Genomic DNA, 16,704 nt, shown 5'->3' on the forward strand with positions numbered 1-16,704 from the left:
CGCGATGCGCTGGGACATCTTCTGCAAGGTCATCGACAACCACGGCGACGCCGGCGTCTGCTGGCGGCTGGCCCGCGGACTCGCCGCCGGGGGTGAAACGGTGCGGCTCTGGATCGACGACCCGTCGGCGCTGGCCTGGATGGCGCCGGGGGGATGCAAGGGCGTCGAAATCGTCACCTGGAACAGGAGGGATGCCGCGCAACGGGCCGCCGCCGGCCCGCCGCCGGATGTGCTGATCGAGGCCTTCGGCTGCGATCCCGAGCCCGAGCTGATCGCGCGTTTTGCCGAGCCCGTGCGCCCGGGCGGCGCACGCCGCGTGTGGATCAATCTCGAATACCTTTCGGCCGAACCCTATGTCGAGCGCCTGCACGGCCTGCCCTCCCCCGTATTCAAGGGGCCAGGTACCAGCCTGACCAAGCACTTCTTCTACCCCGGCTTCACGCCCGCGACCGGCGGGCTGCTGCGCGAAGGGGACCTGCTCGAACGCCGCCAGCGCTTCGACCGCGCCGCCTGGCTCGCGCAGCAGGGCATCGCATGGCACGGCGAGCGCCTTGTCTGCCTGTTCTGCTACGAGCCACCGGCCCTCGATGCACTGCTCGCGCAGTTCGAGAGCGCCGGCGAGCCCACGCACCTGCTGGTGACCGCCGGCCGCGCGGCCCGTGCCCTGCCGCCGGGCCCGGCCCGGCGCGGCGCGCTTTCCATCACCTGGCTGCCGCATCTGCCGCAGACCGACTTCGACCACCTGCTCTGGGCCTGCGACCTGAATTTCGTGCGCGGCGAAGACTCGCTGGTGCGGGCTCTCTGGGCCGGGTCGCCCTTCGTCTGGCAGATCTATGCGCAGGACGACGACGCCCACCACACCAAGCTGGGCGCCTTCCTCGACTGGCTGGAAGCCCCGCCTTCGTTGCGCCGCTTCCACCACCTGTGGAACGGGATGGCCGAGGGCGAACTGCCGGCGCTGGACGATGCGGCGCTGGCGTCCTGGGGCGCCGCCTGCGCCGCCGCGCGCGCGCGCCTGCTCGCGCAGGATGATCTTCTGACCCGCTTGCTGCGATTCGTCGCCCAAAAAAGCTAAAATTGTGGGCTTTGCGGATTTCCGGCCGGGGTCAGCCCCGTTTGCCGCACCTTCCGCTGAACCCGCCGCGGTGAATGTGTCAAAGGGATATACGAACCCGATGGCACACCGAGCGGCCAACATCCAGAGACCCTGATTATGAAAATCGCTCAAGAAATCCGCGCCGGCAACGTGATCATGCACGGCAAGGACCCGATGGTCGTCCTCAAGACCGAATACAGCCGCGGCGGCCGCAACTCCGCAACCGTGCGCATGAAGCTCAAGAGCCTGATCGCCAACTTCAACACCGAAGTCGTGTTCAAGGCCGACGACAAGATGGAGCAGATCGTGCTCGACAAGAAGGAGTGCACCTACTCCTACTTCGCCGACCCGATGTACGTCTGCATGGACACCGAGTACAACCAGTACGAAGTCGAAGCCGAGAACATGGGCGACTCGCTCAACTACCTCGAGGACGGTATGCCGGTCGAAGTGGTGTTCTACGACGGCAAGGCGATCTCGGTCGAACTGCCGACCAGCGTCGAGCGCGAAATCACCTGGACCGAACCGGCCGTCAAGGGCGACACCTCGGGCAAGGTCATGAAGCCGGCCAAGATCGCAACCGGTTTCGAGATCGGCGTGCCGCTGTTCGTTGCCCAGGGTGACCGCATCGAAATCGACACCCGCACCGGCGAATACCGCAAACGCGTCTAAACGCCTGCTGCGCCGACAAGGAAGGCTCCCGAGGGAGCCTTTTTTGCGTACGCTTCGTGCCATGAGCACAGCTTCTGTTCGCACCGAGATCGACGGCCCCGTCAGCACCATCGTCATGAGCCGCCCGCGGCAGCGCAATGCGGTGGACCGTGAGATGGCAAGGCAGCTGCGCGAGGCCTTCGAGCGCTTCGAGGCCGACGACAGCCAACGCGTGGCGGTGCTCTGGGGCGAACACGGCGTGTTCTGCGCCGGCGCCGACCTGAGCGCGGTGAACGACCCGGCGCGCCGCAACGAGGTGGATCCCGAAGGCGGCGGCACCGGACCGATGGGGCCGACGCGCATGGCACTGGCCAAACCGCTCGTCGCCGCCATCAGCGGCCATGCCGTGGCCGGCGGCCTCGAACTCGCCCTGCTGGCCGACCTGCGCGTGGCCGAAGACAGCGCCGTGCTCGGCGTGTTCTGCCGCCGCTGGGGCGTGCCGCTGATCGACGGCGGCACCGTGCGGCTGCCGCGCATCGTCGGCATGGGGCGGGCGCTGGACCTGATCCTTACCGGCCGGGCCGTGGCCGCCAGCGAAGCGCTCGCCATGGGCCTGGTCAATCGCGTGGTGCCCGACGGCGGCGCGCGGCAGACGGCTGAACAGCTTGCGCGCGAACTGGCGGCCTTTCCGCAGCAATGCATGCTGGCCGACCGCGCATCCACCTATGCCCAGTGGGACCTGCCCCTGGCCCAAGCCTTGCAGCAGGAAGGCCGACTGGGCGCACCGATCGTCGCCACCGAGGGTGCGGCCGGCGCGGCCCGCTTCGTCGGCGGCGCGGGCCGGCACGGCCGGTTCTGAGCGACCGCGCGCACAATCCAAGAAAAACCCTTCGCCAGACCATGCACAACAGCACGCACGACCTCCACGACAAACGCCTCGCCGACGCCTGGGCCACCCTTCAGTCCCACGCTGACAAGGGCCTTCCCCTCCATTCCGATCCTTCGCGCCTCGCCTTTGCCGACCCCGAGTTCCTGCTGCGCCGCGAAACGCGCGGGCTGCGCATGCAGCTCGAGCTGATGAAACCTGACCTCGAGATGCGCGCGCACGGCATCGAGAACACGGTGGTGGTGTTCGGCAGCGCCCGCTTTCGCAGCGAGGAGGAATCCGGTGCCCTGATCGCCCAGGCCGATGCCGCCGGCGACGCGGTGGCGGCGGCCCGCTGGCGCAGGCTGGCGCGCAGCTCCCATTACTACGAGAAGGCGCGCGCCTTCGGCAAGCTGGTCGCACAGTACAGCGACGACAAGGATCCGGCGGACAAGCTCTTCGTCTGCACCGGCGGCGGCCCCGGCATCATGCAGGCCGCCAACCGTGGCGCCTACGAAGGCGGCGGGCTCTCGGTCGGTCTTGCGATCGCATTGCCGATGGAAGAGGAAGCCAATCCCTACGTCACGCCGGCGCTCAGCTTCAAGTTCCATTACTTCGCGATCCGCAAGATGCATTTCATGATGCGGGCGAAGGCGCTGGTCGCGTTTCCGGGCGGTTTCGGCACCCTGGACGAACTGTTCGAGGTGATCACGCTGGTGCAGACGCGCAAGGCCAAGCCGGTGCCGATCGTGCTCTTCGGCTCGGACTACTGGAAGCAGCTGATCAATTTCGACTTCCTGGCCGAGGAGGGCGTGATCTCGCCCGAGGACGTGAAGCTGATCGAGTACGTGGACGCGCCGCAGGACGCCTGGGACGCGATCAAGCGCTTCTACAAGCTCTGATCGTGCCGGGGCAGCTGCAAGCCCCACACCGCTCGCGCGCCCAGGGCCACTGCCCCGCCGACCAGCCAGAACACGCCCGCGACGCCGATCAGCGCACCGACCGAGCCGAACAGCATCGGCATCGCGACGCTCGAGGCATTGATGGCCATGAGCCGCAGCCCGAGCGCTTCGCCGTGGCGTGCGTGCGGGGTGATCTGGTGCAGCATGCTCATCACCATCGGCTGCACGGCGCCGAGCGCGAAGCCCAGTACCACCGAGCACACGCCCATCGCCAGCGCCGACGACAACAGCGGATAGACCGCGAACACCAGCGCGGTGACGACCGTCGACGCGGCAATCACGCTGCGCTCCGACGCACGCGAGGCCACGAGCGGCAGCACGATCCGTATCACCGCGGCCGCGATCGCGAAGGCGCCGAGGATCGAGCCGATCACCGAAGCGCCCAGCCCGCGCTCGTGGCCGAGGATGGGCAGCACGAAAGCATGCACGTCCCAGGCCGAAGACTGCAGCCAGTTCACGAACAGCAGGCGCCGGAACATCGACTCGCGCAACAGATCCCAGGCGCGCGGCCTGGCGCCGCCGGCCGGCAAGGACACGCGCGGCAGCTCGGGGGTCTTGCGCGCGAAGAACCAGCCCGCAAGCGGCAAGAGCGCCAGCGCCGCGAATGCGATGCGAAAGCCTGGCAGGTCGGCCGGGGTTCGGCCTGCATGATCGATCAGCAATCCGGCGCAGAAGGGCCCCACGAAGTTGGCCACGGCCGGCGCGATCGCGAGCCAGCTGAACACCTTCTTGAGCTGCCCCGGATCGGCCGCGGCCCGTCCGACATGGCGCTGCAGCGCGATGACGGCCGCACCGGTGGCGCCGCCGGTCATCAGCGCCGCGAGGCACATCACCGAAAACCACGGAACGACGGCCACGAGCGCCGTGCCCACGGAGGCGGCGATCACCGACAGCATCAGCGGCCGCTTGAGCCCATGCCGGTCGGCAAAGCGACCGGCCGGGAGCGCCAGAAAAACCTGCGTGAGCGCGAACAGCGCGATCAGCAGGCCCACCGCCGCCGCGCTGTAGCCCTGCTGGAGCGCGAGCAAGGGGCCCGCCAAGCGCAGGCCGGTCATTGCCGCATGCAAACAGATCTGGGCCGCGATGAGCTTCAGCAGCTCCGGGGTCATGCAGTCTTGGGGCTCACGGGGCTCCGTCGTCGGTGTCTTCGGGCGATGGCAGCAAGGCCTGCGACTGGGCCTCGGGCAGCGCCTCCACCTTGCGCAGCGCCAGGCGCATCTGCTTGGCGCGCGTGTCGGCCTTGTCGAGCGTGTCGGAGGCCTTGGCCACCTGCTCCTTGATGCGCGCGACCCATTCGCCATAGCGCTCGAACTCGGTCTTGACCGCGCCGAGCACCTTCCACACTTCGGAAGCCTGCTGCTCCAGCGCCAGCGTGCGGAAGCCCATGTGCAGGCTGTTGAGCATGGCCAGCAGCGTGGTCGGGCCGGCCAGCGTCACGCGGTGCTGGCGCTGGATCGCGTCCATCAATCCGGGGCGGCGCAGCACCTCGGCATACAGGCTCTCCACCGGCAGGAACAGGATCGCGAAGTCGGTGGTGTGCGGCGCGGCCAGGTAGTTCTCGGCGATCGATCGCGCCTCGCTGCGGATGCGCGCCTCCAGCGCCTTGGCCGCGAGATCGGCGGCGCCAGGGTCGACGCGCTCGTGGGCATCGAGCAGCCGCTCGTAGTCGTCGCGCGGGAACTTGGCATCGATCGGCAGCCAGACCGGCGCGCCGTCGCCGCCGCGGCCCGGAAAGCGGATCGCGAAGTCCACGCGCTGCCCGCTGCGCGGCTTGGTCTCGACCTGCTTCGCATACTGGTCGGGCGTGAGCACCTGCTCGAGCAGGGCCTCGAGCTGCACCTCGCCGAACACGCCGCGCGTCTTCACGTTGGTCAGCACGCGCTGCAGGCTGCCGACGCCGACCGCGAGGGTCTGCATCTCGCCCAGGCCCTTGTGCACCTGTTCGAGCCGCTCGGCCACCTGCTTGAAGCTCTCGCCCAGGCGCGCCTCGAGCGTGCTTTGCAGCTTCTCGTCGACTGTCTTGCGCATCTCGTCGAGCTTGGCGGTGTTGCTCTGCTGGAGTTGCGCGAGCTGGGTTTCCATGGTGGCGCGGACTTCGGCAAGCCGCCGTGCATTCGACTCGGAAAGGCCCTGCAGCTGGGTATTGAGCGTGTCAGCCAAGCTCTTCTGCAGCAGCGTGAGTTGCTGCGCGAAGGCATCGATCTGGGCGTTCTGTGTGCGCGTGGCTTCGGCGCTCTGCTGCACCAGCGCCTGCTGAAAGGTCGCGAAGGACTGAGCAGTCTCCTGCCGCGCGCCGCGCGAGGACTCGCCGATCTCGTGGCGCAGCTCGCGTTCGATGCGTTCGTTGGCCGCGCCCAGCGTGGCGATCAGCGTGCTGTGGTCGAGCGCCGGCGGCTTGCGCAGCAGCAGCCAGACGACGAGGATGAAAGTCAGGGCCGCGAGGGCCAGGAGGATCCAGGGTTCCAACGGGGGCATTGCGTCTACTTGCTCGCAAGCACTGCAGGGTTGAGCGGCGTCACCGGCTTGTTGTGGACCAGGAAGCCGATCAGGTTGTCCACCGCCAGATCGGCCATCGCGCGCCGCGTCGGCACGGTGGCGCTCGCGATATGCGGCGTGAGCACGACGTTCGGAACCTGGAGCAGTTCGGGATGCACCTTGGGTTCGCCCTCGAACACGTCGAGTCCCGCCGCGGCGATGCGCTTGTCGCGCAAGGCAGCGGCGAGCGCCGCGTCGTCGACGATGCCGCCGCGCGCGATGTTCACCAGCGTGGCCGTCGGCTTCATCAGCGCGAGCTCGGCGGCGCCGATGGTGTGGTGCGAGGCCGGCGTGTAGGGCACCACCAGCACGACGTGGTCGGCGGTCTTGAGCAGCTCTTCCTTGCTCACGTAGCTGGCCTTGCATTCGGCTTCGAGCTTCGCCTCGAGCCGCGAACGGTTGTGATAGATCACCTTCATGCCGAAGCCCAAGGCACCGCGACGCGCGATGCCCTGCCCGATGCGCCCCATGCCGACGATGCCGAGCGTGGCGCCGTGGATGTCGGAGCCGGCGAACATGTCGTAGCTCCACTTCTCCCACTTGCCTGCGCGCAGGAAATGTTCGCTCTCGGTGATGCGGCGCGCGGTGGCCATCAGCAGCGCGAAGCCGAAGTCGGCCGTGGTCTCGGTCAGCACGTCCGGCGCGTTGGTGGCGAGCACGCCGCACGCGGTCATCGCATCGACGTCGAAGTTGTTGTAGCCCACCGCCATGTTGGCGCAGATCTTCAGCTCGGGGCAGGCCGCAAGCACCTCGGCATCGATGCGCTCGCTGCCGGTGGTGAAGGCGCCCTGCTTGCCCTTGAGCTTGTCGATCAGCTGGGTCTTGCTCCAGCTCTGGTCGCCCTGGTTGGACTCGACCTCGAAGTGTTCTTCGAGGCGTGCGATGGTCTCGGGAAAGATCGAACGTGCAACAAGGATTTTGGGTTTGCTCATGATCAACGGAAGAAGATGAAGGTGGAGACGACGAACAGCGGCACCAGGATGGCACCCGACCACAGCATGTAGCCGAAGAAGCTCGGCATGCGCACGCCGCGGCTTTCCGCGATGGCCTTGACCATCAGGTTGGGCGCGTTGCCGATGTAGGTGTTGGCGCCCATGAACACGGCGCCCGCCGAGATGGCGGCCAGCGTGGTGGCGTAGGTGGTCATCAGCGCCTGCGGATCGCCGCCGGCGGTATTGAAGAACACCAGGTAGGTGGGTGCATTGTCCAGGAAAGAGCTCAGCACGCCGGTGCCCCAGAAGTACATCGCCGGATCGGGCTGGCCGTCGGGGCGGGTCACGGCGGAGACGACTGCGCCGAAGGGTCCATTCACGCCCGCCTTGAGCATCGCGATCACCGGGATGATGGTCAGGAAGATGCCGGCGAACAGCTTGGCTACCTCGGCCATCGGCTCCCAGGCGAACTGGTTGGCGGCGTGCACCTGGGGCGCCGTGATCTTCAGCGAGAGCAGCGTGATCGCGATCAGGCCCGCATCGCGCACGAGGCCCGGCAGGCCGACCTCGGTGCCGTGGACGTCGAAGCTGACGGGCGACTTCCAGAAGCCGCTGAGCAGCACGAAGAAGATCACGCCCGCCAACAGCCAGAAGTTGACCGCGCCGTCGAAGCCGATCTTGCGCGTGTCGGGCGTGGGGTCGATCGTCAACACGCCTTCCTTGCGGTAGTACCAGGTGTCGATCGCATAGAACAACGCGAGCAGGAGGCCGACGATGAACAGCGTGTCGGCAAGGATGTTCTGTGCGGTCCAGAAGAAGTCCACGCCCTTGAGAAAACCCAGGAACAGCGGCGGATCGCCCAGCGGCGTCAGCGAGCCGCCGACGTTCGACACGATGAAGATGAAGAACACGATCACATGAGCCCTGTGCAGGCGGTTGTCGTTGGCGCGGATCAGGGGGCGGATCAGCAGCATGGAGGCGCCGGTCGTGCCCATGAGGCTCGCAAGCACCGCGCCGATGGCGAGGATCGCCGTGTTCAACCCCGGCGCACCGTGCAGGTTGCCGCGCACATGGATGCCGCCGGCCACGGCGAACAGCGCGGTGAGCAGGATGACGAACGGGATGTACTCGGCCAGCAGCGCATGGACGAACTGCGCCCCCGCCAGCGCGACGCCGTAGATCACGGCAAAAGGCAGCAGGAAGGCCAGCGCCCAGCCGGCAGAAACCTTGCCGTAGTGGTGGTGCCAGAACGACGGCGCCAGCAGCGGCATCAGCGCGATCGACAGCAGGATGCCGGCGAAAGGCAGGCCCCACAGGGGCGACAGCACGCTGCCGTCGAAATCGGCAGCGAAGCTCGTTGCGGGGGCCAGCGCCAGCAGCGCGATGGCCATCGGCCGGTGCAGAACGCCTCTCATCGCGCCGAGCCAGGCCGCTCGGCAGGCTGGGCAATCTCGAACACCTGCCGCAGATAGGCCAGGTACCTCTCGTCGTCGCACATGTTCTTGGAAGGCGTGTCGGACAGCTTGGCCACCGGCTGGTCGTTGCAGCGGACCATCTTGATCACGATCTGCAGCGGCTCGTAGCCCAGGTCGTTGGTGAGGTTGGTGCCGATGCCGAAGGCCAGCTGGCAGCGCCCCCGGAACTGCTGGTAGAGCTCGATGGTTCGCGGCACGGTGAGGCTGTCGCTGAAGATCAGGGTTTTGGTGCGCGGATCGACGCGATTCGCAATGTAGTGGGCCAGCATGCGCTCGCCCCACTGGAAGGGGTCGCCGCTGTCATGGCGCGCGCCGTCGAACAGCTTGCAGAAGTACAGGTCGAAGTCGCGCAGGAAGGCGCTCATGCCGTAGACGTCCGACAGCGCGATGCCGAGGTCGCCGCGGTATTCGCGCGCCCACGACTCGAAACCGAAGACCTGGCTGTCGCGCAGCCGGGTCCCGAGCGCCTGGCAGGCCTGGAGGTACTCGTGCGCCATGGTGCCCAGCGGGATCAGGCCGAGCTTCATGGCGTACAGCACGTTGCTGGTGCCGGCGAACTGCGGCAGCTTGGCGGCCCGCTGGGGCGGCGAACTCACGGCGCCGAGCCTGGCGCTCAAAGTGCGCAGCACCTCCTCGTGCCAGTCCTTGGAGAAACGCCGGCGCGTGCCGTAGTCGGCGATCTTGAGGTCCTCCAGCCCATCACCCTGCAACTGCGCGATCTTGGTTTCGAGGCGCCGGCGCCCTTCGGCAATGTCCGGCTTCGGTTGCGTGTTGCGGAAGTAGACCTCGTTGACGATCGCCAGCACCGGGATCTCGAACAGAATGGTGTGCAGCCACGGCCCCTCGATGCGGATGTCGAGCTCGCCCGAGGCCTGCGGGATGATCTTGATGTACTTCTCGTTCAGGCGGAACAGGCCGAGAAAGTCGACGAAGTCGCTCTTGATGAAGCGCATGGAGCGCAGGTAGCTCAGTTCGGGATCCCTGAACTGGAGCGAGCAGAGATCGCGGACCTCTTCGCGGATCTGTGCCGCGAACTGCGCCAGGTCGACGCCGGGGTTGCGGCACTTGAAGCGGTACTCGACGCGGGCGCCCGGAAAGTGATGCAGCACGACCTGCATCATCGTGAACTTGTAGAGGTCGGTGTCGAGCAGGCTTTGAATGATCATGGTGCGGCGCGCTGGTGTCCGGGTTCGGCGTGCGGTCGATTATCACGGGCCGCGTCGGCATGTGCCTACGGCCCCTTCCCCGAGCGTCCTACCGTTCGATCCACCCCCCCACGCCAGAGTCATTTCACGCCGGCCACAAGCATTCGGGCAGGCGACAAAACCCGCTTATCTGAAGGAGATACGTCGATGAACAAGGACACCGTCGAAGGCAACTGGAAACAGCTCAAAGGCAAGGTGAAGGAGCAGTGGGGCAAGCTCACCGACGATGACTTCGACGTCATCGCCGGCAAGCGCGACCAGCTGCTGGGGCGCATTCAGGAGCGGCACGGCATCAGCAGGGAAGAGGCCGAGAAGCAAGTCAGCGAATGGGAGACGCGCGATGGCCGCAAGCCCGCTGCGCTGTGGTTCGAGAAGTATTGAGTTCGATAACGCCAAAGGAGTACATCCCATGAAAAAACATCTGCTCATGCTCGCGGTCGCATCCTCCTGCCTTGTTGCAACGCAAGCCGGTGCGATGAGCCAGGACGAGTACAAGGTCGCCAAGGAAAAGATCGAAGCCGACTACAAGGTCGACAAGACCAAGTGCGATGCCATGAAGGACAACGCCAAGGACGTCTGCGGGAAGGAAGCCAAGGGCAAGCAGAACGTTGCCAAGGCGGAACTCGAACAGCAGTTCAAGCCCAGCGAGAGCAATTCCCGCAAGGTAGCTGAAGAGAAGGTGAAGGCCAGCTACGAAGTCGCGAAGGAAAAGTGCGACGACCAGAAGGGCGACGCCAAGAACGCTTGCGAGAAGGAAGCCAAGGCCGAGGAAGCCAAGGGCAAGGCCGACATCCGCGCGATGGCGAAGCCCGCCAAGATGCAATAAGCCTTCAAGCCGGTTGCCGGGCCGAGCGGCGTCTGCGGACGCCGCTTTTCTTTGGGCGACTCAGGCGCGCAGTTCGTCGACCACAGCCAGCAGCGCCGCCGGCAGCTTGACCGGACGTTGCGTCGCCCGGTCGACGTACACGTGGATGAAGTGGCCCTGCGCTGCCGCGGTCTCGGCCCCCTCGGCGAACAACGCGATTTCGTAGCGCACGCTGGAGCCGCCCGCATGCGCGACCCTGACGCCCGCCTCCACCGTCTGCGGGAACGCGAGCGGCGCAAAGTAGTTGCACTGGGTTTCGACCACGAAGCCGATGGTGTCGCCGCCATGGATGTCGAGCGCGCCGCGCTCGATCAGGAGCGCATTGACGGCGGTGTCGAACCAGCCGTAGTAGACGACGTTGTTGACATGGCCGTACATGTCGTTGTCGGCCCAGCGCGTCGGGATGCTGCGAAAGGCGCGGTAGCTGCTGCGGTGGTGGGGCGTGGGTCTGGCGCTCATGGGTGCGATCTCGGCGCGGCATTCTGCCACCGCCGCCAGTAGTCGAAGGCCACGCGGAAGGTGCCGAGCTGCACCTGCACGGTCTCCGCAATGTCGCTCGCATAGCCGCCGGCCATCGCGAACGCGAGCGGAATCCGGCGCTGCCAGGCAAAGTCGAACACGCGCCGGTCGCGCGCCTCCAGGCCATCGAAGCTCAGCTTGAGGCGTCCCAGCCGGTCGCGCTCGAAGGGATCGGCGCCCGCGAGGTAGATCACGAGGCCGGGCGAGAAGCGCCGGTCGAGTTCGTCGAGCGCGTGCTCGAGCGCTGCCAGGTACTCGACATCGCCACAGCCGTCGGGCAGTTCGACGTCGAGATCGCTCGCCTCCTTGCGGAACGGGAAGTTCTTCTGCCCATGCATCGACAGCGTGAACACGCTCGGATCCTCTCGGAAGATGCGCGCGGTGCCGTTGCCCTGGTGCACGTCGAGGTCGATCACCGCCACCTGGAAAGGCAGGCGCCCCCGCCTGCCGTGCTCCGCCTGCATGAGCCGCGCGGAGACCGCCGCATCGTTGAAGACGCAGAAACCCTCGCCCCTGTCCGCGCTCGCATGGTGGGTACCGCCGGCCATGTTGGCCGAGATGCCTTCCGCCAGGGCCGTCCGGCAGGCAGCGATGGTGGCGCCGGCCGATCGGCGCGAGCGCTCTGCCATCGCCTCGCTCCATGGAAAACCGATTTCGCGCATGGCCTGCGGATCGACACTGCCGTCGCTGATGGCGGCAATCCATTGCGGCGTGTGGGCCAGCGCCAGTTCGCCGTCGCTGGCGCGCGGTGCCTCGAACATCTGCACTGCGGGCAAATGCTGCTGGAGCCGCTCGCGCAGCAGCGCGTACTTCCCCATCGGAAACCGGTGGCCGCTGGGAAGCGGCAGCACGAAATGGCCTGAGTAAAACGCACGCATCGGAACATTGTCGGCGGCGCCTCTGCCTTTTAGAAAGCGCGTTCTAAATTGCTGCATGGCAACAAATTTTCACTTGATCGAAACGCTTGGCTGCCTATACTTCAGGCCATGCTGCACCGCAACAAAATAAAGAGGGGCAGCTCATCCGCGACCGACCTCTTTCATTCATCAACTGGAGCATCCACATGGCACTGACCGCTGACCAACTCATCGCTTCCCACAAAGCCAACCTCGAAACCCTGTTCGGCCTGACCACCAAGGCCTTCGAAGGCGTCGAGAAGCTGGTCGAACTGAACGTGACCGCCTCCAAGGCTGCGCTGGTCGAAGCCGCCGGCACCACGCAAGCGATTCTCAGCGTCAAGGACGCGCAAGAGCTGCTCGCCCTGCAAGCCGGCCTGTTCCAGCCCCTCGCCGAGAAGACCGCTGCCTACAGCCGTCACCTGTATGACATCGCCCAAGGCACCGGCGCCGAGTTCACCAAGGCTTTCGAAGCGAAGACTGCTGAAGCCCAGCAAGCCTTCGTCGGCCTGGTCGACAGTGCTGCCAAGAACGCCCCCGCCGGTTCGGAAACCGCCGTCGCCGTGATGAAGAGCGCCGTGGCTGCTGCCAACAACGCTTTCGAATCGGTCCAGAAGGCCGTCAAGCAAGCGTCCGACGTCGCCGAAGCCAACTTCCAGGCCGTTTCGACCACGGCCGTGAACGCTGCCAAGAGCACCGCTCAAACCGCTTCCCGCAAGCGCTGATTGTCTCCTTGGGTCCTTCGGGATCCAATTCAGGGCCCTGTTCTCGGACGGGGCTTTTTTTTTGCGCTCTATGATCGCCGGCAACGTTTTTTCAGGAGACATCCCATGCAGATCGACGGCAAGGTTTTCATCGTCACCGGCGGCGCGTCGGGCCTCGGCGAAGGCACCGCACGCATGCTGGCGGCGAACGGCGGCAAAGTGGTCATCGCCGACATGCAGGCCGACAAGGGCGAAGCGGTCGCCAAGGAAATCGGCGGCACTTTCGTCAAGTGCGACGTGAGCCAGGAAGCCGACGGCCAGGCCGTGGTGGCTGCCGCCCAGAAGCTGGGCAAGCTGATGGGGCTGGTCAACTGCGCAGGCATCGCGCCGGCCGAAAAAACCGTCGGCAAGACCGGGCCGCACGCGCTCGCCGTGTTCAGCAAGACCGTCACGGTCAACCTGATCGGCAGCTTCAACATGATCCGGCTGGCGGCCGACGCCATGAGCAAGAACGAGCCCGAGGCCACCGGCGAGCGCGGCGTGCTGATCTCGACCGCCTCGGTCGCGGCCTACGACGGCCAGATCGGCCAGGCGGCCTACAGCGCCTCCAAGGGCGGCGTGGTCGGAATGACGCTGCCGATCGCACGCGACCTGGCGCGCAACGGCATCCGCAACATGACGATCGCACCCGGCATCTTCGGCACGCCGATGCTGTTCGGGATGCCGAAGGAGGTGCAGGATGCGCTGGCCGCCAGCGTGCCCTTCCCTTCGCGCCTCGGCACGCCCGAGGACTACGCGAAGCTCGCCAAGCACATCATCGAGAACGACATGCTCAACGGCGAGGTGATCCGGCTCGACGGGGCGATCCGGCTGGCGCCGCGCTGACCTTCGCGATCTCGGCCGGCAGCGGAGTCGCGTTGCCGGTGCGCTCCAGCCGCTCGTACTGCGCGATCACCTGGGCGCCGAACAGCACCAGCGTGGCGGCGATCTCCAGGCTCAGCATCACCACGATCGCGGTGGTCAGCGAGCCGTAGACCACGTTGACCTGCGACAGCGTGGCGAAGTAGAGCACCAGCACGCGGCGCGTGCCCTCCCACAGCAGTGCCGCGGTCACGCCGCCCAGCAGCGCGTGCCGCAGCCGCAGCCGCCCCACCGGCATCACCAGGTAGAGGGAGGTCAGCATGAAGATCTCGCCGCCCAGCCCGAGCAGGTACAGCAGCACCCCTGACACGCCCGACAGCGACCAGCTGCGGCCGAACAGCTCGACGCTTTCCTGCCCGATCACCTGCAGCGCGCCGGACACCAGCGTCACCAGCAGCAGCCCGACGCACAGGCACAGGATGTAGATGTAGGGCATCACCGCAGAGATCAGGAAGTGGCGGGAATGGTCGGCCTTGCGGTGGTGGAAGATCACCGCCATGGCGCTTTCGAGCACGGTGAAGGCGAGCGAGCTGAAGAAGATCATCGTCACCAGCAGCACCGGCCCCAGCACGTCCCGATGGGCCAGGAAGTTCGACAGCTCGGCGACGATGGCCCGCGACTGGCCCGGCAACAGCCACTCCAGATAGCGTCCGACCGCGCTCAGCAGTTCTCCCTGGTCGATGAAATGCGACAGCGCGATCACGCTCACGATCAGGAGCGGCACGATCGACAGCAGCGCGTAGTAGGCGACCGCGCCGGCCAGCAGCAGGCCCTGGTTGGCCCGGAAGGCCTTGAGCGCCTCCCAGGCGAACCGGAGGGGATGGCGCAGCAAGGGCACTGCGTGGCGGACGGTGTGGCGAATCATGCGGATGCGGCGCGGGATTCGAAGCGACCAGTATGCCGCCGGCCCGCGGTGGCATGAGGTCTTGCGTATGATTTGCCGCTCTCCGCCTACATGACCATCCCCGCCTCTTTCATCCAGGAACTGATCGCGCGCGCCGACGTGGTGGAAATCGTCGGCCGCTATGTCCAGTTGAAGAAGGCCGGCGCCAACTTCATGGGCCTGTGCCCGTTCCATGGCGAGAAGTCGCCTTCGTTCTCGGTCAGCCCCACCAAGCAGTTCTATCACTGCTTCGGCTGCGGAGTGCACGGCAACGCCATCGGCTTCCTGATGGAGCACGCCGGCATGGGCTTCGTCGAGGCGGTGCACGACCTGGCCGGCCAGTACGGCCTGCAGGTGCCCGAGGACGACGCCTCGCCCGAGGAGCGCGCCCGCGCTGCCGGCCAGCGCCAGAAGCAGGCCACCCTGTCCGAGGTGCTCGAGAAGGCCGGCGACGCCTACAAGAAGCAGCTGCGCCAGTCGCCCGCGGCCATCGACTACCTCAAGGGCCGCGGCGTCTCGGGCGAGATCGCCCGGCAGTTCGGCATCGGCTACGCCCCCGCGGGCTGGCGCACGCTGGCCGGCGTGTTCCCCGACTACGACGATCCGCTGCTCGCCGAGAGCGGGCTGGTGATCGCCGGCGAGCCGGACGACAACGGCGACGGCAAGCGCTACGACCGCTTCCGCGACCGCGTGATGTTCCCGATCCGCAACGTCAAGGGCGAGTGCATCGGCTTTGGCGGGCGAGTGCTCGGCGACGAGAAGCCCAAATACCTCAACTCGCCCGAGACCCCGGTGTTCAGCAAGGGCCGCGAGCTCTACGGCCTCTACGAAGCCCGCGCCGCCTTCCGCGAACGCGGCTACGCGCTCGTGACCGAGGGCTACATGGACGTGGTGGCGCTGGCGCAGCTGGGCTTTCCGAACGCGGTCGCGACGCTGGGCACCGCCTGTACGCCGGAACACGTTCAAAAGCTGTTCCGCTTCACGGAATCGGTCGTGTTCAGCTTCGACGGCGACGCGGCCGGCCGGCGCGCCGCCCGCAAGGCGCTCGACGGCGCCCTGCCCTATGCCAGCGACGTGCGCAGCGTCAAGTTCCTGTTTCTGCCGGCCGAGCACGACCCCGACAGCTTCATCCGCGAGTTCGGCGCCGATGCCTTCGCGCGCTTCGTGAACGAAGCCACGCCGCTGAGCCGCTTCATGCTCGAAGCCGCGCGCGAAGGCTGCGACCTCGGGACGGCCGAGGGGCGCGCCCACATGGCCAGCAATGCGCGGCCGCTCTGGAGCGCGTTGCCGGAAGGCGCGCTCAAGCGCCAGCTGCTCGGGGAGATCGCCGAGATGGTCCAGTTGAGCACCCAGGAGCTGTCTGAACTGTGGACGCCGGCGGCTGCCGCACGCGCCCCGGCCTCCTCGCCTCGCGAGCGGGGCGAGCGCGAGGGCTATGGCCGGCCGCGGGAGGGCCGCCGCGCTTCCGCCCCCCGGCGGCCCTCCCGCGGCCGCACGCTGCCGCCCGGCCGGGCGGATGTGGCCGCGCGGCTGCTGCTGTCGAACATGGCCGAATGGGAGGGGCTTTCCCATGAGCTGCACGGCCTGCTGTGCGACCTGCCGGGCGAGCACGGGCAGCTCTTCGCCTGGCTCGACAGCCAGTTGCACGAGCACGGCGTGCAGCCCTGGGCCGCGCTGCGCGAAGGCATGCGGGGCACGGCCTTCGAGGCCTTGGCCGAGCGCGTCATGACCAGCCCCGACGGCGGGCCCATCGGCGAGGCGGAGGGCGAACAGGCGGCCGATGCCGCCCGGGAACTGCGCAACGTGCTCGACTTCATGCTGGACGACCTGCTCAAGGCTCAGCAAAGCGAGGCCATTGCCGCCGTAGGGAGCGATCCGCGTGCCCTGGAGCGGTACAAGGCGTTGGAGGCGCGCCGCCTGGAGCTGCGCGCACGGCTCCAGGCCGGATCGAACCTTGCTTGAAAAATGCGCAACGCGCTATAATTTAAGGCTTCGCTATACGCGAAACGGCAAGAGCGACAGCAGCACCTCCGGGCCGACCCTCCAGCGCAACGCACTTCCCCACGGGAAAAGGGTCAATACACCGCAAGGACTGCACACCAAATGTTCGCCCGACATCTTGCCTTTTTGAAGCGTGCTTGAGGATTTGCCTCCTCTTCGCCCCATTGTTTGTGCTCCCGCCCGCGCCGGCTTGT

Annotated in this window: 17 protein-coding genes; 9 read left to right on the forward strand and 8 right to left on the reverse strand. The window is 66.9% G+C overall.

Annotation, left to right across the window (positions count from 1 at the left end; genetic code table 11):
- The first annotated feature begins 4 nt into the window (after positions 1 to 4).
- The 4 genes from earP (at position 5) to ACSQ9I_RS19980 (ending at position 3,514) form a co-directional block, all read left to right on the forward strand.
- Positions 5 to 1,075 carry an elongation factor P maturation arginine rhamnosyltransferase EarP gene (earP, locus tag ACSQ9I_RS19965; RefSeq protein ID WP_436314200.1) on the forward strand — a complete coding sequence of 357 codons (1,071 nt, stop codon included), beginning with the start codon at positions 5 to 7 and terminating at the stop codon, positions 1,073 to 1,075.
- A gap of 138 nt (positions 1,076 to 1,213) precedes the next feature.
- Positions 1,214 to 1,768 carry an elongation factor P gene (gene efp / locus ACSQ9I_RS19970; protein WP_093109866.1) on the forward strand — a complete coding sequence of 185 codons (555 nt, stop codon included), beginning with the start codon at positions 1,214 to 1,216 and terminating at the stop codon, positions 1,766 to 1,768.
- A 61-nt stretch (positions 1,769 to 1,829) separates the two neighbouring features.
- Positions 1,830 to 2,606: a crotonase/enoyl-CoA hydratase family protein gene (locus tag ACSQ9I_RS19975; RefSeq protein WP_436314201.1), complete on the forward strand. Its 777-nt coding sequence runs from the start codon at positions 1,830 to 1,832 to the stop codon at positions 2,604 to 2,606.
- 41 nt (positions 2,607 to 2,647) lie between these two features.
- Positions 2,648 to 3,514: a TIGR00730 family Rossman fold protein gene (locus ACSQ9I_RS19980; protein WP_093109868.1), complete on the forward strand. Its 867-nt coding sequence runs from the start codon at positions 2,648 to 2,650 to the stop codon at positions 3,512 to 3,514.
- Here ACSQ9I_RS19980 and ACSQ9I_RS19985 read toward each other — a convergent pair.
- From ACSQ9I_RS19985 to pncB, 5 genes are read right to left on the reverse strand one after another with little or no spacing between them, the layout of a single operon-like run.
- Positions 3,502 to 4,683 (reverse strand): MFS transporter, encoded by a 1,182-nt coding sequence (locus ACSQ9I_RS19985; protein ID WP_436314202.1) that lies wholly within the window; start codon positions 4,681 to 4,683, stop codon positions 3,502 to 3,504. The genes ACSQ9I_RS19980 and ACSQ9I_RS19985 overlap by 13 nt on opposite strands.
- A gap of 13 nt (positions 4,684 to 4,696) precedes the next feature.
- Entirely contained in the window at positions 4,697 to 6,049 is a 1,353-nt protein-coding gene (rmuC, locus tag ACSQ9I_RS19990) for a DNA recombination protein RmuC (protein ID WP_436304691.1), read from the reverse strand.
- Between the two features lie 5 nt (positions 6,050 to 6,054).
- The gene (locus tag ACSQ9I_RS19995; RefSeq protein WP_436314203.1) at positions 6,055 to 7,041 is read right to left on the reverse strand and encodes a 2-hydroxyacid dehydrogenase; all 987 of its coding nucleotides are present in this window, start codon (positions 7,039 to 7,041) and stop codon (positions 6,055 to 6,057) included.
- A 2-nt stretch (positions 7,042 to 7,043) separates the two neighbouring features.
- Positions 7,044 to 8,432 (reverse strand): sodium:proton antiporter, encoded by a 1,389-nt coding sequence (locus tag ACSQ9I_RS20000; RefSeq protein ID WP_436315787.1) that lies wholly within the window; start codon positions 8,430 to 8,432, stop codon positions 7,044 to 7,046.
- A 20-nt stretch (positions 8,433 to 8,452) separates the two neighbouring features.
- Positions 8,453 to 9,682, reverse strand: coding sequence for a nicotinate phosphoribosyltransferase (gene pncB, locus ACSQ9I_RS20005; RefSeq protein WP_436314204.1), 1,230 nt, complete (start codon positions 9,680 to 9,682; stop codon positions 8,453 to 8,455).
- Positions 9,683 to 9,868: 186 nt separating this feature from the next.
- On the opposite strand from pncB, the gene ACSQ9I_RS20010 reads away from it, so the two are divergent.
- Together ACSQ9I_RS20010 and ACSQ9I_RS20015 are read left to right on the forward strand one after the other, a co-directional pair.
- Positions 9,869 to 10,102, forward strand: coding sequence for a CsbD family protein (locus ACSQ9I_RS20010; protein ID WP_436304695.1), 234 nt, complete (start codon positions 9,869 to 9,871; stop codon positions 10,100 to 10,102).
- A 28-nt stretch (positions 10,103 to 10,130) separates the two neighbouring features.
- The gene (locus ACSQ9I_RS20015; RefSeq protein ID WP_436314205.1) at positions 10,131 to 10,547 is read left to right on the forward strand and encodes a hypothetical protein; all 417 of its coding nucleotides are present in this window, start codon (positions 10,131 to 10,133) and stop codon (positions 10,545 to 10,547) included.
- A gap of 60 nt (positions 10,548 to 10,607) precedes the next feature.
- Here the strand turns inward: ACSQ9I_RS20015 and ACSQ9I_RS20020 are convergent, their stop codons facing one another.
- Complete coding sequence (locus tag ACSQ9I_RS20020; protein WP_436314206.1) at positions 10,608 to 11,045, reverse strand: acyl-CoA thioesterase; 438 nt, start codon at positions 11,043 to 11,045, stop codon at positions 10,608 to 10,610.
- The gene (locus ACSQ9I_RS20025) at positions 11,042 to 11,983 is read right to left on the reverse strand and encodes a histone deacetylase family protein (RefSeq protein ID WP_436314207.1); all 942 of its coding nucleotides are present in this window, start codon (positions 11,981 to 11,983) and stop codon (positions 11,042 to 11,044) included. Before ACSQ9I_RS20025 ends, ACSQ9I_RS20020 begins: the two co-directional genes overlap by 4 nt.
- 185 nt (positions 11,984 to 12,168) lie before the next feature.
- Between ACSQ9I_RS20025 and ACSQ9I_RS20030 the strand changes: the two genes are divergently transcribed.
- Positions 12,169 to 12,726, forward strand: a complete 558-nt coding sequence (locus ACSQ9I_RS20030) for a phasin family protein (RefSeq protein WP_436304698.1) — start codon at positions 12,169 to 12,171, stop codon at positions 12,724 to 12,726.
- A gap of 105 nt (positions 12,727 to 12,831) precedes the next feature.
- Positions 12,832 to 13,590 (forward strand): 3-hydroxyacyl-CoA dehydrogenase, encoded by a 759-nt coding sequence (locus ACSQ9I_RS20035; RefSeq protein ID WP_436314208.1) that lies wholly within the window; start codon positions 12,832 to 12,834, stop codon positions 13,588 to 13,590.
- Here ACSQ9I_RS20035 and ACSQ9I_RS20040 read toward each other — a convergent pair.
- Positions 13,538 to 14,491: a YihY/virulence factor BrkB family protein gene (locus ACSQ9I_RS20040; protein WP_436314209.1), complete on the reverse strand. Its 954-nt coding sequence runs from the start codon at positions 14,489 to 14,491 to the stop codon at positions 13,538 to 13,540. The genes ACSQ9I_RS20035 and ACSQ9I_RS20040 overlap by 53 nt on opposite strands.
- 90 nt (positions 14,492 to 14,581) lie before the next feature.
- Here ACSQ9I_RS20040 and dnaG point away from each other — a divergent pair, with 90 nt between their 5' ends.
- Positions 14,582 to 16,471: a DNA primase gene (gene dnaG / locus ACSQ9I_RS20045; protein WP_436314210.1), complete on the forward strand. Its 1,890-nt coding sequence runs from the start codon at positions 14,582 to 14,584 to the stop codon at positions 16,469 to 16,471.
- Positions 16,472 to 16,704 lie beyond the last annotated feature (233 nt).

It is taken from the genome of Variovorax sp. LjRoot84 (assembly GCF_964254305.1).
Classification (GTDB): domain Bacteria; phylum Pseudomonadota; class Gammaproteobacteria; order Burkholderiales; family Burkholderiaceae_C; genus Variovorax.

Bases quoted from the DNA above. Each gene is read 5' to 3' on its own strand.
- ACSQ9I_RS19995 (WP_436314203.1), bottom strand. From the start codon at position 7,041: ATGAGCAAACCCAAAATCCTTGTTGCACGTTCGATCTTTCCCGAGACC.
- ACSQ9I_RS19975 (WP_436314201.1), top strand. From the start codon at position 1,830: ATGAGCACAGCTTCTGTTCGCACCGAGATCGACGGCCCCGTCAGCACC.
- ACSQ9I_RS20010 (WP_436304695.1), top strand. From the start codon at position 9,869: ATGAACAAGGACACCGTCGAAGGCAACTGGAAACAGCTCAAAGGCAAG.
- ACSQ9I_RS19985 (WP_436314202.1), bottom strand. From the start codon at position 4,683: ATGACCCCGGAGCTGCTGAAGCTCATCGCGGCCCAGATCTGTTTGCAT.
- rmuC (WP_436304691.1), bottom strand. From the start codon at position 6,049: ATGCCCCCGTTGGAACCCTGGATCCTCCTGGCCCTCGCGGCCCTGACT.
- ACSQ9I_RS20000 (WP_436315787.1), bottom strand. From the start codon at position 8,432: ATGGCCATCGCGCTGCTGGCGCTGGCCCCCGCAACGAGCTTCGCTGCC.
- ACSQ9I_RS20020 (WP_436314206.1), bottom strand. From the start codon at position 11,045: ATGAGCGCCAGACCCACGCCCCACCACCGCAGCAGCTACCGCGCCTTT.
- ACSQ9I_RS20035 (WP_436314208.1), top strand. From the start codon at position 12,832: ATGCAGATCGACGGCAAGGTTTTCATCGTCACCGGCGGCGCGTCGGGC.
- dnaG (WP_436314210.1), top strand. From the start codon at position 14,582: ATGACCATCCCCGCCTCTTTCATCCAGGAACTGATCGCGCGCGCCGAC.
- ACSQ9I_RS20025 (WP_436314207.1), bottom strand. From the start codon at position 11,983: ATGCGTGCGTTTTACTCAGGCCATTTCGTGCTGCCGCTTCCCAGCGGC.
- earP (WP_436314200.1), top strand. From the start codon at position 5: ATGCGCTGGGACATCTTCTGCAAGGTCATCGACAACCACGGCGACGCC.
- ACSQ9I_RS20030 (WP_436304698.1), top strand. From the start codon at position 12,169: ATGGCACTGACCGCTGACCAACTCATCGCTTCCCACAAAGCCAACCTC.
- pncB (WP_436314204.1), bottom strand. From the start codon at position 9,682: ATGATCATTCAAAGCCTGCTCGACACCGACCTCTACAAGTTCACGATG.
- ACSQ9I_RS20015 (WP_436314205.1), top strand. From the start codon at position 10,131: ATGAAAAAACATCTGCTCATGCTCGCGGTCGCATCCTCCTGCCTTGTT.
- ACSQ9I_RS19980 (WP_093109868.1), top strand. From the start codon at position 2,648: ATGCACAACAGCACGCACGACCTCCACGACAAACGCCTCGCCGACGCC.
- efp (WP_093109866.1), top strand. From the start codon at position 1,214: ATGAAAATCGCTCAAGAAATCCGCGCCGGCAACGTGATCATGCACGGC.
- ACSQ9I_RS20040 (WP_436314209.1), bottom strand. From the start codon at position 14,491: ATGATTCGCCACACCGTCCGCCACGCAGTGCCCTTGCTGCGCCATCCC.